This is a genomic window from Verrucomicrobium sp. GAS474, from assembly GCF_900105685.1.
In the GTDB taxonomy this organism is placed as follows: domain Bacteria; phylum Verrucomicrobiota; class Verrucomicrobiia; order Methylacidiphilales; family GAS474; genus GAS474.
Window position 1 is genome coordinate 1587943 of record NZ_LT629781.1, and the last position, 14336, is coordinate 1602278.

Consider the following 14336-nt stretch of genomic DNA (forward strand, 5'->3'; position numbering starts at 1 on the left):
GTCATGGCCCCCTCTCGCATCTACCTTGATCACAACGCGACGACGTCGCTCGATCCCGCCGTCCGCGCGGCGATGGAGCCGTGGCTTGGCGGCGGGGGGAATCCGTCCGCGATCCACGCGGAGGGCCGCCGCGCCCGTGCCGCCCTCGATACCGCGCGGGATCGCGCCGCCGCCCTGCTGAAGGCGAAGCCGGGGGAGATCGTCTTCACCTCGGGCGGGACCGAGGGGAACAACCTCGCCCTGCGCGGCCTCGCCCGCGCCCGCGTTTCCCAGAGCGGGCGCGGGGCCCCCGTGCCGCGCCGGATCGTGACGGCGGCGACCGAGCATCACGCCGTCCTGGAAACCTGCACGGCGCTCCGCGACGAGGAGGGCTTCGCCCTGGAGATCGTCCCCGTCGAGGCCTCGGGCCGCCTCGATCCGGCCCGCCTCGCCGAGGCGCTGAAGCCCGGTGCCGCCCTCGTCACCGCGATGACGGCGAACAACGAGACCGGCGTCCTCCACCCCGTCGCCGAGATCGCGGCCCTCGCCCGGGCGCAAGGCATCCCCTTCCATACCGATGCCGTCCAGAGCGCGGGCAAGGAGCCCCTCCCGACCGAGCTCGGCCTCCCGGTCGCGACGATGGCCCTCGCGGCTCACAAGTTCTACGGCCCCCTCGGCGCGGGGCTCCTCTATATCGAACTCGGCCTCCCCCTCGTCCCCTTCCTGCGAGGCGGGACGCAGGAAAACCAGCGCCGCCCGGGGACGGAGAACGTCGCCGCCGCCGTCGGTCTCGTCGAGGCCTTGGCTCTCGCCCACGAGCGGCGCGAGGCGGAGCACGCCCGGGAGGCGGCCCTCGTCGCCCGGCTCTGGGAGGCCCTCCGCGCCCTGCCCGGCATCCGGCGGAACGGGGCGGGGAAGGCGACCCTCGCCAACACGCTCAACGTCAGCTTCTCGGGGGGTTTGGACGGGGAGAATCTCCTCATCTCGCTCGACCTGGAGGGGCTCGCCCTCTCGAGCGGGTCGGCCTGCATGGTCGGTGCGGTGAAGCCCTCCCACGTCCTCCTCGCCATGGGCCTCCCCGAGGCCGAGGCCCGGGCCGTCCTCCGCTTCTCCCTCGGGCGCGGCACCACCGAGGCCGAGATCGACGAGGCCGCCCGCCGCGTCGTTGCTGTCGTCGCCCGTCAGTTGAAAGGGCGATAAATGCGTCTCTAAAAGGGGATATTTCGCTTAACAAAGTTTCCTCGGAAATTAAGTAATTTCCCCCCCTCACGGGAAAGCGGCAGGGGTGCTACACTCGGAGCTTTCTTTATGTCTCTTAGCGATGCCTCCCTTTCCTCCGTCGCCGACGCCGTCAGCGTCCCTTCGGTTCCCGTATTGACGATCCTCGTCGCCGACGACAGCCGGATCGACCGCCGTATCGCCGCCTCGATCCTCGAAGGACGGGGCCATCGTGTCGTCGTCGCCGCTGACGGGACGGCCGCCCTCGCCGCCTTCAGCGAGGGGGAGAGGAGCGGCACGCTCTTCGACGCCGCCGTGATCGATTTCCAGATGCCCGGCCTCGGCGGGGAGGAACTCGCCCTCGCCCTCCGGGAAGAGGGCAAGGCCCGCGACGGCGTCCGCCGCCGCCCGCTTCGCATCGTCCTCCTGAGCGGCGCCGCCGACGGGCAGGCCGCCTGGAAGGGGATCGACGTCGCCCTCCTGAAGCCCCTCGACCCCACCTCCCTCACCGAGGCGATCGAGACGGAAGGACGGGCCAATGCCGCCGCGCCCGCCCCCGCCCCGGCCACGCCGCCCGAGAAGCCGACCCTCCTCGCCGCCGTCTCCGGGGAGCAGCACGAGCTGGGCCGCGTCGTCTTCGATCTCGGCGAGGCCCTCTCCCGGGCGCGGGGCAAGCGGGCGCTCCTCATCGAGCTGGTGAAGATCTTCATGGAAGATTCGGAGACCTACATCGTCACCCTCCGGAAGGCCGTCGCCGAGGGGAACCTCGAGGTGGTCGAAAAAGCGGCCCACCGGATCAAGGGCTCCTCGGCCAACGTCAGCGCCCAGCTCGCCTCCGACGCGGCCGCGACCATCGAGAAGACGATCCGCGCGACGCCCGTCCTCCCCGATGCGGCGCTCTTCGATACCCTCTATGAAGAAGTGACGAAGGCGCGGAAGGCGCTGGCGGGGTTCCTGGCGCAGAATCAGGTTTAGGGGGAAAGGGGTCGCGGGGGGAGGGGCAGCCCTTCGGGACCGGGTACATCTCCCTGTACAGGTGGATGCCGGACGCGCGTTTGAACGAACGGAGGGGCACGCCCCTCCGGACCCTCCTGTCTGATGGGCCTTGGTGTAGATGGGGCGTAATCCTAAAGGCCTATCTCCCATACGCCCGCTCTACTCCGCTGGATCTAACCTCCTTGAGGGCCGAGCCATGGGAAGGAGCATCCAAGGATGCAGGCTTATCTCCTCGGTGCTGAACCCCTGAAGATATCTCTTCCATACGCTTCCCTCCCGATAGGAATCTGGGCGTATGGGTACTGCTACCCCTTCAGTACGTACCCTCGGGCGTACTGGAACCATCCGATTTTAATCCAGTGAGGAGACAAGGCGCAGGGGGAACGCGTCCGCCTAGTTAAGGCTCTCAGAACAGGAGGTCACGGAGGGGCGAAGCCCCTCTGTGGCGTTAAAGCGGATCGCCTCCAGCTGTACCGGGTCGACCGCGCAAGTCCCGAAGGGCCCCCCAACCCGCGCCCCCCCCTACAACTCCTGCCAAGCCCGATACCCCGCGTTCCCCAGCAGCCGCGAGACGGCCTCGACCGGCAACCCCACCACGTTCGAGAACGATCCCCGAATCCCCCGGACGAGTTCCTCGCCGCGTTCCTGGATGGCGTAGCTCCCCGCCTTGTCGCTCACGTCGACGGCGTCGAGGTAGCGGGCGATGGCGGCGGGGGTGAGGCGGTGGAAGGTGACTTCGGTTTTCTCGACGTCGCCGGTGAAGCGGGGGCGCTCGCCTTCGGGGGTCGGGAAGACGAGGACGTAGGCGGTCTGGACGAGGTGGGTGCGGCCGGAGAGGGCGCGGAGGGCCGCCTCGGCCTCGCGGCGGTCGGCCGGTTTTCCGAGGACGCGGGCGTCGAGGCTGACGACGGTGTCGGCGGTGAGGATCGTTCGGAGGGGATGGAGGCGGGCGGCGGTCAGCGCCTTGCCGAGGGCGTTGTACCAGGCGAGCTCGCCGGGGGAGAGGGCGACGTTGTCGCGCTCGGCCCGCTCGGTGAAGGGAATGCCCCCGGCGACCTCGAAGGGGACGCCGAGGGAGGCGATGATTTCCCGCCGCCGCGGCGAGGAGGAGGCGAGCAACAGGGGCTGCGGCCCCGGCGGCTGGGAGGCCGACGAGACGCCGGAGGGCGGAAGCGTCGTGGCTTGCCCCCCGGTATTCATCGGTTTGACGGGTTGAGACTAGACTCCGGCGGCGATGCGCTTGGCCTTGGCTTTCCGAGCGGCGGAGACGGAGGTCTTCGTCTTGAGGGAGTGCTTCTTGCGGAGCTGGGTGTCGAGCTTCGCGACGACGGCGTCGATGGCGTGGTAAAGTTCGTGGCCGTGGTCCTCGGCGTGGAGGTCGGGGCCGGGGACGGCGAGGTGGACCTTCACGACGAAGGCATGCTTGTTCGCGCGGGACTGATCGTGGTAGATCGCGACGTGGGCACCGATGAGGCCCTCAGCGAGGCTCTCCAGGCTTTCGAGTTTTTCCGCGACGTAACCATGAAGCGCCGCGGTGAGCTTGACGCCCCGCGGGCTGATGTGGATTTGCATGATTCTACGATGCCACCGAACGGGCCCGATGTCCAGCCGACGGGCGCTTTACCGGGGGTACTTTCGCCGATTGCATCGCGCCGTCGGCGCGCCTCGGCGGGAGCGCTACGAGACGTAGGTCGAGAACTTGATGATGCCGAAGAGGGAGAAGAAATTCCCGGCCGTGAACCATCCCCATGCCTGCGGTGATTTGTCGCGGAGGGAGGGAAGGAGGAGGAGGTTGAAGGCGACGGTCAGCGGCAGCAGGGCGCGGGCGACGGCGAGGTAGCCGCTCCAGACGGCGGGGCCGAGGAACCAGATCAGCAGGGCGAAGGGGAGGGCCATCCGCCAGAGCGCCTCCTGCGGGCGGCGATGGAGGAGGAGGTAGAGGGCCTGGAGGTGGAGGCCGAGGAGGGTCCAGAGGGCGAAGGTTTCCTGCCCGAAGAGGGGCGTCGCCGGGCGGGAAAGCTCGTGGCAGGCGGCGGCGGCCCGGGCGAGGGCGGCGGCGAGGGGGAAGGCGAAGTTGTCGTGGGCGCCGCTCCCCTGCCCGACCGAGCCGGGGAAGACGTGGGCGACGTAGGCGGCCCAGGCCAGCACGGGGAGGGCGGCCAGGGCGATCGCCCCGGCCCAGCGGAGGAAGAGGGCGCGGCGGGAGGGGCTTTCCTTCGCCGTGATCCATTCCCCGACGGGGAGGAGGAGGAAGCCCGCCGCCGCCGCCGCCGTGTCCCGCGCCAATCCGGCGAGGGCGCCGAGGAGGCCCGCCCAGAGGGGCTTCGGCCGGTCGGCCATGACGAGGAGGGCGGCGGCGAGGAGGAGGGTGGCGGCGGGGAGATCAGTCAGCGCGAGGCGGATCGACTCGACCGCGCCGCCGGAGAGGGCGACCGCGGTGACGCAGGCCATCGCCGGGAGCGAGAGGGGGCGGCAGGCCCGCAGCAGGAGGGCGACGAGGGCGAGCCAGAAGAGGGGGTTGAGGAGGGCGTAGGCGTCGAGGGTCCGCGCCGGGCTGCCGAGGCCGAGGGCGGCGGCGAGGGCGGGCATCAGGACGCGCCGGGCGCGGTAGGCGGGGGCGTCGAGCGCCTTCTGGAGGGCGACGGGATCGCGGAGGGCGGGATCGAGGGCGAGCTGGGCGTAGAACTGGCCGTCGTAGCCCGAGGGGCGGACGTGGTGGGGCGTCTCCCGGAGCGCGGGAAGGGTGCGCGGGGTGAATTCCTCCGAGAACTGGATGAGGGCGGTGAAGCCCTCCCCCGGCAGATGGCGGGCGGTGACGAGGCCGCCGACGAGGACGATGAGCGCCGCCGTCCAGAGGGCGACGAGCGAGGGGGGAAGAGAACGGGGCAGGCCCTCCTTTCGACTATTGCCCGCGCCAGACATAATGGAGAAGGAGGAGCGCGGCGAGGCCGCCGAGGACGGGGGAGACTTCCCGCACCCGTCCGGCGGCGATCCGCAGCGCGACGTGGAAGACGAGGCCCGCCGAGATCCCCTCGGCGATGCTGAAGGTGAGCGGCATCACGACGACGATGAGGCAGGCCGGGAGGGCGAGGGTCCAGTCGTCGAAGTCGATCCGGGCGGAGGAGCGCATCATCCCGAGGCCGACGAGGATCAGGACCGGCGCGGTGGCCGCGGGCGGGATGGCGAGGAAGAGGGGGGCGGCGAAGAGGGCGAGGAGGAAGCAGGCCGCCGTCGCCAGCGCCGTCACGCCGGTCCGCCCGCCCTGCTCGATCCCGGCGGCCGACTCGATGTAGGGCGTCACCGTCGAGGTGCCGAGGAGGGCGCAGCCCGCCGCCCCGAGGGCGTCGGCGCGGAGGGCGCGGTCGATGGGGAGGGCGGCGCTTCCCTTCAGCCGTTCGCCGAGGCCGAGGAGGGTGCCGAGGCCGTCGAAGAGGTCGACGAAGAAGAGGGCGAAGAGCGCCGGGAGGCACTTCCCGAGGTGGGTCCAGAAATAACCGAAATCGACCTGCCCGAGCACCGGCAGGATCGAGGGAGGGAAAGCGCCCCAGCCTCCCTCGGGCGTCGCCGTCAGCGGCCTCCCGTGGCCGCCGGGGACGAGGAGGCCGAGGAGCGTGATGAGGAGGATGACGAAGAGGAAGCCGCCCGGCTTCCGCCGCCCCACGCACCACGCGCCGAGCAGGAGGCCGAGGGCGACGAGGCCGACGCCGGGGGCGGAGAGCTTCCCGACCGTGACGAGCGTTACCGGATGGGCGACGACGAGGCCGCCCTTCTGGAGGCCGATGAAGGCGATGAAGAGGCCGATGCCGCACGCCACGGCGGCGCGGAGGGAGGGCGGGATCGCCGCGATGATCCGGCTGCGGAGCCCCGTCACCGTGACGAGGAAGAAGAGGAGGCCGCTGTAGAAGACGAGGCCGAGGGCGCCGCGCCACGGCACCCCGCTGCCGAGGCAGAGGGTGAAGGCGAAGAAGGCGTTGATCCCCATCCCCGGCGCGGCGGCGACGGGGAGGTTCGCCGCGAGGGCCATCACGACGGTGAAGAGGGCCGAGGCGAGGGCCGTCGCCGTCAGGACCGCCCCCTTGTCCATCCCCGTCGCGCCGAGGATGGCCGGATTGACGGCGAGGATGTAGGCCATCGCCGCGAAGGTCGTCGCCCCCGCGACCAGCTCGGTCCGCACCGAGGAGCCCCGCTCCCGGATCAGGAAGGGATCGGCACGGTTCTCGAAGGCGGCGAGGAAGGGCATGGGCAAGGTCGCTTGGTTTTTACTTCAGCTCTTTCTTCACCCACTTCACGCTCTCGTCGATCACCTGCTTGCGGTGCTTCCACGTGGTGAAGACGTGGTCGGCTCCGGGGATGACGAGGTGGCGGACGCGCGGGTCGTTCTTCGGGCAGTAGGCGGCAAAGCGTTCGCGGAATTCGGGGATGTCCTGGTCGCCCTGGATCTGGAAGCGGGGCAGGGTGAGGGCGACGTAGGCCTCGGGGACGTCGATCTTCGGGCGGTCGGTGAAGAAGCGCTTGCCGACGTTGAGGGGGTTCGCGGCGCCGGGGGCGGGGTCCTTCGGCGGGACGCTGTTCCACCAGCGGAGGCTCGGGACCGAGGACCAGGTGAGGAGGACGTCGGGCTTCTGCTTCCCCTTCGCCTGGTGGGTGGCGCAGATCGAGGTCGCCCCGCCGAAGCTCAGCCCGAGGAGGGCGACCCGGTCGTAGCGGCGGCGGCCCCAGGCGAGGACGGCCAGGGCGTCGCGGATCTGGGTGTTCGGCGTCATCTCGTTGAATTCCCCGTCGCTGTCGCCGGAGCCGAAGAAATCGAACCGCAGCGCGCTGATCCCCGCCTTCTGGAAGGCGCGGGCCGTCTGGACGAAGAGGCGGTTGTGCTCGGCCTTCGTCCCGGTGAAGCCGTGGCAGAGGATCACCAGTTTCTTCCCCGGCGCGGCGTGGAGGACGGCGGCGAGGTTGGCGGCGGGGGTCTTCAGCGTGAGAGGGGTGAAGGGAGGGGCGGCTTTCATGGGCTTTTTGTATGGAGAACGGGAGGAATAGGCGATACCGATTATTGCGGGGGATCAATCGAAGATCTTGTGGAACGCCGCGAGGGGGAAGAGCTTCCCGGGGCATTCGGTCGGGCGCGGGTTGATCTCCTTGTGGCCCTTGAAGAGGATATCGGGGCCGCCGCAGCGTTGGCGGAGATAGGTCACCAGCTCGATGGCGGCGGCGATCTGGCGCTTCGTGGGACGCGTCGTGTTGAAGTCGCCGACGAAGCAGACGCCGAGGGCGATCATGTTCAGCTCGTCGCTGTGGAGGTGGCCGCCCTGGAGCTGCTTCGTCCACCGTCCGCCGACCTCGATCTCCCCGTCGCCGGAGCCGTGGCCGTTCCCGATCACGAAGTGGTAGGCGAGGCCGTTCTCCATGCCGCGCACGTTCCGGTGGAAGTAGTCGAAGGCCTTCGCGTTGCCGCTGGAGGTGCCGCTGTGGTGGAAGACGATGTAGCGCCAGCGGCCCTGGCGGACGGGGGCGTCGTCGATGGCGGCCTTGAGCTTGCCGACGATGAAGAGGTACTTCGGCGGGGGATCGTCCCGGTCCTCCTTGCCGTTGTCTTCGGCGGCGGGCGGCGGGGGTGTCGTCGCCGTCGCGGCTGTTGAAGGCGCGGGGACGGCAGCGCGGGTCGGCGCGGGGCGGGAGGCGGTTTTCCCGGGGACGGCGAGCTTCTGCCCGACGCGGAGGGAGGCTCCCGGGGGGAGGTGGTTCGCCGCGGCGAGGGCCGCCGGGGTCGTGCCGTATTCCTTCGCGATGGCGTAGAGGGTCTCCCCCTTCTTCACGCGGTGGACGGCATGGAGATCGGCAGCCTGCGCGGGGGAGGCGAGGAGAACTCCCCCCCAGATGAGACAAATCAGTAACGCGGCCCGGAACACAGGAAACCCTTTGTGGCATAAACCCCGGGAAACGGCGAGAGTTGCGTTTGGGCGATTTCCCGGTAGCCTGAATCCCCCCACTCATGACTGCCTCCGCCGCCTCCATCCCCGATCGCCAGGGCGAACGGGACACCCGCAACATCCCGATCGACCGCGTCGGCGTCAAGGGCCTCCGCTATCCGATCGAGGTGAAGGACCGCGCCCACGCGACCCAGTCGACGGTGGCGACCTTCGCCATGACGGTCGACCTCCCCCACCAGTTCAAGGGGACCCACATGAGCCGTTTCGTCGAGATCCTCAATGCCCACGGGCGGCTGATCCACGTGGAGAACGTCGAGAAGATGCTCCGCGCCCTCCAGAAGCGGCTCCACGCGGAGCGGGCCCACATCGAGATGGAGTTCCCCTATTTCATCGGCAAGAAGGCCCCGGCGACCGGGGCCGTCGGGCTGGTCGACTACGTCGTGAAGTTCGAGACGACGGTCGACGGGCCGAAGCGCGACTTCGTCCTCACCGTCATCGTCCCGGTGACGACGCTCTGCCCCTGCTCCAAGGCGATCAGCGCCTACGGGGCGCACAACCAGCGCGGCTACGTCTCCCTGGCGGTGCGATTCGAGAAGACGGTCTGGATCGAGGAATTGATCGCGTTGATCGAGGCCTCGGCGAGCAGCGAGATTTTCTCCCTCCTGAAGCGGCCCGACGAGAAGGCTGTGACCGAGCGGGCCTACGACAATCCGGTCTTCGTCGAGGACCTGGTGCGGAACGTCGCCCTCCGCGTCAACGCCCATCCGCAGGTGACGTGGTACAAGGTCGAGGCCGAGAATATGGAGAGCATCCACAATCACGCGGCCTACGCACTGATCGAGAAGCGGAAGGACGCGCCGAAGCGGAAACCGGCGGCGAAGAAGGCGGCCTTGAAAAAGGCCGCCATGAAGAGGAAGTAACCCGGACGGGTTACTTCACGACCGGCGCGTCGCGCCAGAGGCCTTCGAGGTTGTACTTGGGCCGGGTCGTCTTGTGGAAGATGTGGACCATCACGTCGCCGTAGTCGGCGACGATCCATTGGCTGACGGGGTAGCCGTCGACGGCGAGGGGGCGGACGTCGTGGTCGTCCTTCAGCATCTTCTCGAGGCCGTTGCCGATCGCCTTCAGCTGGGGTTCGGAGTCGGCGGAGCAGATCACGAAGAAGTCGGCCACGGAGGAGATTTCCCGCAGATCGAGGATGATCGGATCGATGGCTTTCTTCTCCTCCGCGAAGGCGCGGCAGAGCTTGGCCAGTTTCAGACCTTCAGGATTTTTAACGGGTTTGGCGGGCATAGTCTTGGACTTGGATCTTGGGGGACGTGATGGAGTCGGCCGGCCAGACTATCGGTAGAGCCCCCTTTTGGCAATAGAAGTGGCGACGGCCCGCGGGACGAGGTGATCGACGGGCAAACCGGCCCGGACGCGGCGGCGGATCTCGGTCGCCGAAATCGTGACGATCCGGGGCGAGGGCAGGGCGGCGACCCGGGCCGGAAGCTTCCGCTGTTTCCCTTTTTTGCCTCCGGCATCGTCCGTCCGTTCCAGGAGGAGGAAGGTGACGAGGCGGCGGAGCGCGGCGGCTTCCTTCCACGTCCCGAGCTTCGGGAGCTGGTCGGCCCCGATCAGCCAGAAGAGGGCGGCGTCGGGGAAGGCGTCGCGGAAGGCGCGGACGGTGTCGATGGTGTAGGAAGGGGAAAGGGGCTGGCGCCGGGCCCGGGCGATCTCGAGCTGCGAGATGAGGAACCGGGGCTCCCCGAGGGAGGAGAGGGCCCGCTCCAGGAGGGCGAGGCGGTCGGCGTCGGAGGTGAGCGGCGGGCCCGCCTTGTGGGGGGAGCGGGCGCAGGGAATCCAGACGAGGAGGTCGAGGGAGGCCTGTTCCAGCGCGTCCCGGGCACCGATCAGGTGGCCGTGGTGGACGGGATCGAAGGTGCCGCCGTAGAGGCCGATGCGGAGAGGGCGGGAAGGGGGCATGCGGGCGTCTTTCTAAGGGGCTACTTTTAATTAGAGAGAAACACTTGTCGATCCGGGAAAAATCCTTTAGCGTCACCCCTCCTTATCGGGTTCGCCCGATTCGGGGTACGAAACGTAACGGGCCGTAGCGCAGTCTGGTAGCGCACTTCCTTGGGGTGGAAGGGGTCGCGAGTTCAAATCTCGCCGGTCCGACGTTTCGTTTTTCTTCTTCCGGCGGGGAACCGCTCAGGAGCATCGCGTCTTCACGCGCTTCCGGTCCTTTTGCAGCTGCTTGTCGGCGTCCCAGACTTCGCAGAGGGCGTCGAGGGCCTTCAGCCATGCCTTGGGCAGCTTTTCGGCCAGCCGGTAGTGCATCCACGTTCCCTCGCGCCAGCCCTCGACGAGCCCGGCCTGGCGGAGGATGCCGAGGTGGCGGGAGATGGCGTATTGGGGGAGCTCCAGCGCCGATTCGATCTCGCAGACGCAGAGGGATTGCTCCTTCAGGAGGCGGATGATCCGCAGGCGCGAGGGATCTCCCAGGGCCTTGTGCTGGCGGGCGAACGAGGCGAGGTCGGGCATGCCCCCACGATTCCCCTCCTTTCCCTCCAAGTCAATTCCACAGGCGGGAACGGGTTGACATATATGCTTAAAATTGCATATATGCATCTATTCCCATGAAAAAGGTCCTCATCCTCTGCACGGGCAATTCGTGCCGCAGCCACCTCGCCGAGGGGTTTCTCCGCCATCGCGCGGGGGATCTCTTCGAGGTGCACAGCGCCGGGTCGAAGCCGACCGGATACGTCCACCCGAAGGCGATCGCGGTGATGCGGGAGATCGGCATCGACCTCTCCCGTCACGCTTCCAAGAACATGGCGGAGTTCCTCGACCGGCGCATCGACATCGTGATCACGGTCTGCGGGAACGCCGATCAGGCGTGCCCGGTGTTCCCCGGCCAGGTTGGCCGCCACCACTACGGCTTCGACGATCCGGCCCAGGCGGAGGGAACCGAGGAGGAAGTCCTCGCCGTCTTCCGCCGCGTCCGCGACGAGATCGGCCGGGTCTTCGAGGCTTACGCCGACGGATGGCGCGATGCCCTGAAGGATTGAAAGTCTGAACCGCCCCCCAACCCCTATGCAAACCTCCGCATTCCTCAAGCTCATCGAATCGCATCCGACGAAGTTCCTCCGCTTCCTCGATCACCGGAAAGTCGTGGTCCACCCTTCCTATCACGTTTCCGAGGTGAAGACGGCGACCTTCGCGACGGTCGATTGCGGGGGCATGGCCCATCATTGGAAGGAAACCATCTTTCAGCTTTGGCTCTCGGACGATCCCGACTCGGAACGGGCCATGGCGGCGGGGAAGGTGACGGGCATTCTGGAGGAGGTCTCCAGGCTCATCGCGGTCGACCCCGATACCGAATTGCGGATCGAGTACGGCAACGATGTCTTTCCCCCGGTCGTCTTCCACATCGACAAGGTCGAGGTGAAGGCCGAGGCGGTCGAGGTCTTCCTCCGTCTCCCGGTCCTGCAATGCAAGCTGGAGGAACGCGGGAAATCGTGCGCCCGTCCCGCAGAAACCGGGGCGGCGGCGGCGGACGGGTCTTGTTGCTCCGGCCCCGGTTGCTGCTAAGGCCATGAAGGGGGAGGTCGTTCCAATCGGCATCGTGCCGCGATGGCTGGTCGGGGAGTTTGTCGGGACGTTTCTCCTGGTCTGGTTCGGGTGCGGCAGTCTCTGCGTCGCGGTGGCGGGCGGGGTGGGGATGGGGCGCTTCGGGGTTCCGCTCGTCTGGGGACTCGGCGTCGCGGCGGCGATCCGGCTGACGGCGGCGTGGAGCGGGGCCCACCTGAACCCGGCGGTGACGCTCAGCGCGGCGGTCTGGAACGGCTTTCCGTGGCGGCGGGTGCCGGGCTATTGGGCGGCGCAGCTGGCCGGGGCGATGGCGGCCTCGGCTCTCCTTTACCTGATTTTCGCGGGGAAGCTGGCCGATTTCGAGACGGCGCAGGGGATCGTCCGGGGCCTGCCGGGGAGCGAGGCGAGCGCGAGGGTCTTCGGGGAGTACTTTTCGATCGCGGAGGGGGCGGCCTTTGCCGTCGAGGTCGCCGGGACGGCGGTCCTGCTGCTGGTGATCGGCGGGGTGAGCGAGGGGACGGGCGGTCGACGCCCCCTCTTGGCGGCGGCGCTCATCGGCCTTGCGGTGGCGGTGCTGATCGCCCTCCTGGGGCCGTTGACGATGGCCTGCTTCAATCCGGCCCGCGATCTGGGGCCGCGGCTGGTCTCGTCTTGGGCGGGATGGGGCGGGATCCCGTTTCGGGTGAATGGCTGGGGCTGGCTGACGGTCTACCTGATTGCCCCCCTCCTCGGGGCTCTTCTGGGAGGGGGGACCTATAAGGGCCTTAAGGTCTTTCTAAGGTGAAATAAGCTTAAGTGATATTACTTGTAATACGAATTTGTCTTTATCTCTGGCATTGAAGGCGACAATGTGGCGATGTTTGCCGATCGTAGAAATCGTTTTTCGGGGAGTCCATTTTTTATGAAAAAGCTTAGTCTCAAAGCCAAAATCGCCCTCAACGCCGTCATCGGGCTCGTCGCGATCGCGGCGTTCGTGGTGTTGCTGAATGTCAGCCTCTATACCCTCGGGAAGATCCAGGACCGCGGCTTTGACGCCGTCCACAAGGCGCTCCTGATCGGGCGGCTCGAGGCGATGCCCGCAAAGACCTACACCGTCATCGGCGATCTGGTGATCAATCAGGAATTCGACCAGAACCGGAAGGATTGGACCGAGGTGAACAAGGAGTTCCAGAGCCTCCTCGCCGACCTCGCGACGAAGGCCGATACCGATGCGGAGAAGTCCGCCGCGGCCCGGGTGAAGGCGAAGGTCGACGGCTTTGACGCGGTCTACGAGAAGATGGCATCGCTGGTGAAGGCGAACAATTTCCCCGAACTCCAAAAGATCGACGGTGATTTCGACAAGGTCCGCGACGGGATCGAGGACGATCTGGGCTCCCTTTCCAAAGATGCCTTGGCCGAGGCGGAAAAGAGCGACGCCGCCTTCGACGGGCAGCGCGAGCATACGCAGGTGATCGCGGCCGTCCTCTCGGTCCTCGCGCTGGTCGGGTTCGTGGCGGCGGGGATCTACACCTACCGGAGCCTCTCGGTCTCGCTTCATCGCGTGATCTCGACGATCTCGACGGCCTCGGAGCAGACGGCGGCATCGGCGGCGCAGCTCGCCCAGTCGAGCCAGCAGATCGCCGAGGGGGCGAGCGGGCAGGCCGCCTCGCTGGAGGAGACGAGCGCCTCGATGGAGGAGATCTCGAGTATCGTGAAGGGGACGTCGGACAACGCCGCCCTCTCCAAGGCGCTGGCGGGCGAGGCTCGGGCCTCGGCCGAGGCGAGCGTCCAGCGGATGGGCGAACTGACCCACGGCGTCCACGACGTCCAGGACGCCTCGCGGAAGATGACCGCCTCGATGGACGAGATCAAGGCCTCCAGCGATTCCATTTCCAAGATCATCAAGACGATCGACGAGATCGCCTTCCAGACGAACATCCTCGCGCTGAACGCCGCCGTCGAGGCGGCCCGCGCGGGCGAGGCCGGGGCCGGGTTCGCCGTCGTCGCGGAGGAGGTCCGCTCCCTCGCGCAGCGGAGCGCCGAGGCGGCGAAGGAGACCTCGGCGATCATCGAGGACTCGATCCAGCGGAGCGTCACCGGCGTCGCGATCAACCAGCAGGTCGGCCGGAAGCTCGAGGAGATCGGCCGGAAGGCCGGGGAGGTCGATGTGACCCTGAAGGCGATCTTCGAGAAGATCGTCAAGGCCGACGGCGCGATGGGCGAGATCGTCAGCCAGTGCAAGGAAGAGGCCGAAGGCATCCAGCAGATCAACACGGCCGTCTCCGACGTCGACCGCGCGACCCAGTCGAACGCCGCCGCCGCCGAGGAGGCTTCCGGGATGGCCCGCGAGCTGCAGAACCAGTCCGATATCCTCAACGCCTCGATTGCCGACCTGGTGGCGGTCGTCGAGGGGGGCGGGGAGGGGCGGTCCGGGCACGCCCCGGCGGCGCGGGCCGTGCGGGTGGATGCGGGGCAGATGCGGCTGGGGTGAGGGGGAGGGGCGGCCCTTCGGGGCTGGGTACATCCCCCGTACAGGTGAATGTAACCCGCGCGTTTGAACGAACGGAGGGGTTGCCTCCCGGCCCTGCAAGTTAGTCTCCCCTGAGGAACGAGTGTGCTAGCGCGACGGCAGTCGCCCCTCCGGACCTTGTCTCCCGACCCTGC

Annotated in this window: 16 protein-coding genes and 1 tRNA gene; 8 read left to right on the top strand and 9 right to left on the bottom strand. The window is 68.1% G+C overall.

Annotation, left to right across the window (positions count from 1 at the left end; genetic code table 11):
- Positions 1-3: 3 nt before the first annotated feature.
- Both BLU04_RS06580 and BLU04_RS06585 read left to right on the top strand, forming a co-directional pair.
- Positions 4-1179: a cysteine desulfurase family protein gene (locus BLU04_RS06580; protein WP_093283747.1), complete on the top strand. Its 1176-nt coding sequence runs from the start codon at positions 4-6 to the stop codon at positions 1177-1179.
- A gap of 108 nt (positions 1180-1287) precedes the next feature.
- Positions 1288-2172, top strand: coding sequence for a response regulator (locus tag BLU04_RS06585; protein ID WP_093283749.1), 885 nt, complete (start codon positions 1288-1290; stop codon positions 2170-2172).
- 543 nt (positions 2173-2715) lie between these two features.
- Here BLU04_RS06585 and BLU04_RS06590 read toward each other — a convergent pair.
- From BLU04_RS06590 to BLU04_RS06615, 6 genes are all read right to left on the bottom strand, one after another.
- A complete protein-coding gene (locus tag BLU04_RS06590; RefSeq protein ID WP_093283751.1) occupies positions 2716-3393 on the bottom strand; it encodes a nucleoside triphosphate pyrophosphatase in 678 nt (225 codons plus the stop codon).
- An 18-nt stretch (positions 3394-3411) separates the two neighbouring features.
- Positions 3412-3765, bottom strand: coding sequence for a ribosome-associated translation inhibitor RaiA (raiA, locus tag BLU04_RS06595; RefSeq protein ID WP_093283754.1), 354 nt, complete (start codon positions 3763-3765; stop codon positions 3412-3414).
- 105 nt (positions 3766-3870) lie between these two features.
- Positions 3871-5115, bottom strand: a complete 1245-nt coding sequence (locus BLU04_RS06600) for a hypothetical protein (protein WP_093283756.1) — start codon at positions 5113-5115, stop codon at positions 3871-3873.
- Positions 5096-6433, bottom strand: a complete 1338-nt coding sequence (locus tag BLU04_RS06605) for an NCS2 family permease (RefSeq protein ID WP_093283758.1) — start codon at positions 6431-6433, stop codon at positions 5096-5098. Before BLU04_RS06605 ends, BLU04_RS06600 begins: the two co-directional genes overlap by 20 nt.
- A gap of 19 nt (positions 6434-6452) precedes the next feature.
- Complete coding sequence (locus BLU04_RS06610; protein WP_093283761.1) at positions 6453-7196, bottom strand: alpha/beta fold hydrolase; 744 nt, start codon at positions 7194-7196, stop codon at positions 6453-6455.
- A gap of 54 nt (positions 7197-7250) precedes the next feature.
- Positions 7251-8096, bottom strand: a complete 846-nt coding sequence (locus tag BLU04_RS06615) for an N-acetylmuramoyl-L-alanine amidase (protein WP_162274649.1) — start codon at positions 8094-8096, stop codon at positions 7251-7253.
- Positions 8097-8179: 83 nt separating this feature from the next.
- On the opposite strand from BLU04_RS06615, the gene folE2 reads away from it, so the two are divergent.
- Positions 8180-9037 (top strand): GTP cyclohydrolase FolE2, encoded by an 858-nt coding sequence (gene folE2, locus BLU04_RS06620; RefSeq protein ID WP_093283764.1) that lies wholly within the window; start codon positions 8180-8182, stop codon positions 9035-9037.
- Between the two features lie 10 nt (positions 9038-9047).
- Here the strand turns inward: folE2 and rsfS are convergent, their stop codons facing one another.
- On the bottom strand, positions 9048-9410 hold the full coding sequence (gene rsfS / locus BLU04_RS06625) for a ribosome silencing factor (protein WP_093283767.1): 363 nt from the start codon (positions 9408-9410) through the stop codon (positions 9048-9050).
- A 48-nt stretch (positions 9411-9458) separates the two neighbouring features.
- Positions 9459-10085 (bottom strand): nicotinate-nucleotide adenylyltransferase, encoded by a 627-nt coding sequence (gene nadD, locus BLU04_RS06630; protein ID WP_093283769.1) that lies wholly within the window; start codon positions 10083-10085, stop codon positions 9459-9461.
- Positions 10086-10203: 118 nt separating this feature from the next.
- Between nadD and BLU04_RS06635 the strand changes: the two genes are divergently transcribed.
- Positions 10204-10277 (top strand) — tRNA-Pro (locus BLU04_RS06635).
- Between the two features lie 33 nt (positions 10278-10310).
- Here the strand turns inward: BLU04_RS06635 and BLU04_RS06640 are convergent.
- On the bottom strand, positions 10311-10643 hold the full coding sequence (locus BLU04_RS06640; protein ID WP_093283772.1) for a metalloregulator ArsR/SmtB family transcription factor: 333 nt from the start codon (positions 10641-10643) through the stop codon (positions 10311-10313).
- A gap of 95 nt (positions 10644-10738) precedes the next feature.
- Here BLU04_RS06640 and BLU04_RS06645 point away from each other — a divergent pair, with 95 nt between their 5' ends.
- The 4 genes from BLU04_RS06645 to BLU04_RS06660 all read left to right on the top strand — a co-directional run bounded on the left by BLU04_RS06645 (position 10739) and on the right by BLU04_RS06660 (position 14163).
- Positions 10739-11170, top strand: coding sequence for an arsenate reductase ArsC (locus BLU04_RS06645; protein WP_093283774.1), 432 nt, complete (start codon positions 10739-10741; stop codon positions 11168-11170).
- Between the two features lie 25 nt (positions 11171-11195).
- A complete protein-coding gene (locus BLU04_RS06650; protein ID WP_093283777.1) occupies positions 11196-11693 on the top strand; it encodes a DUF6428 family protein in 498 nt (165 codons plus the stop codon).
- Positions 11694-11697: 4 nt separating this feature from the next.
- Entirely contained in the window at positions 11698-12477 is a 780-nt protein-coding gene (locus tag BLU04_RS06655; protein ID WP_093283778.1) for an aquaporin, read from the top strand.
- Positions 12478-12594: 117 nt separating this feature from the next.
- The gene (locus tag BLU04_RS06660) at positions 12595-14163 is read left to right on the top strand and encodes a methyl-accepting chemotaxis protein (RefSeq protein WP_157895170.1); all 1569 of its coding nucleotides are present in this window, start codon (positions 12595-12597) and stop codon (positions 14161-14163) included.
- The last annotated feature ends 173 nt before the right edge of the window (positions 14164-14336 follow it).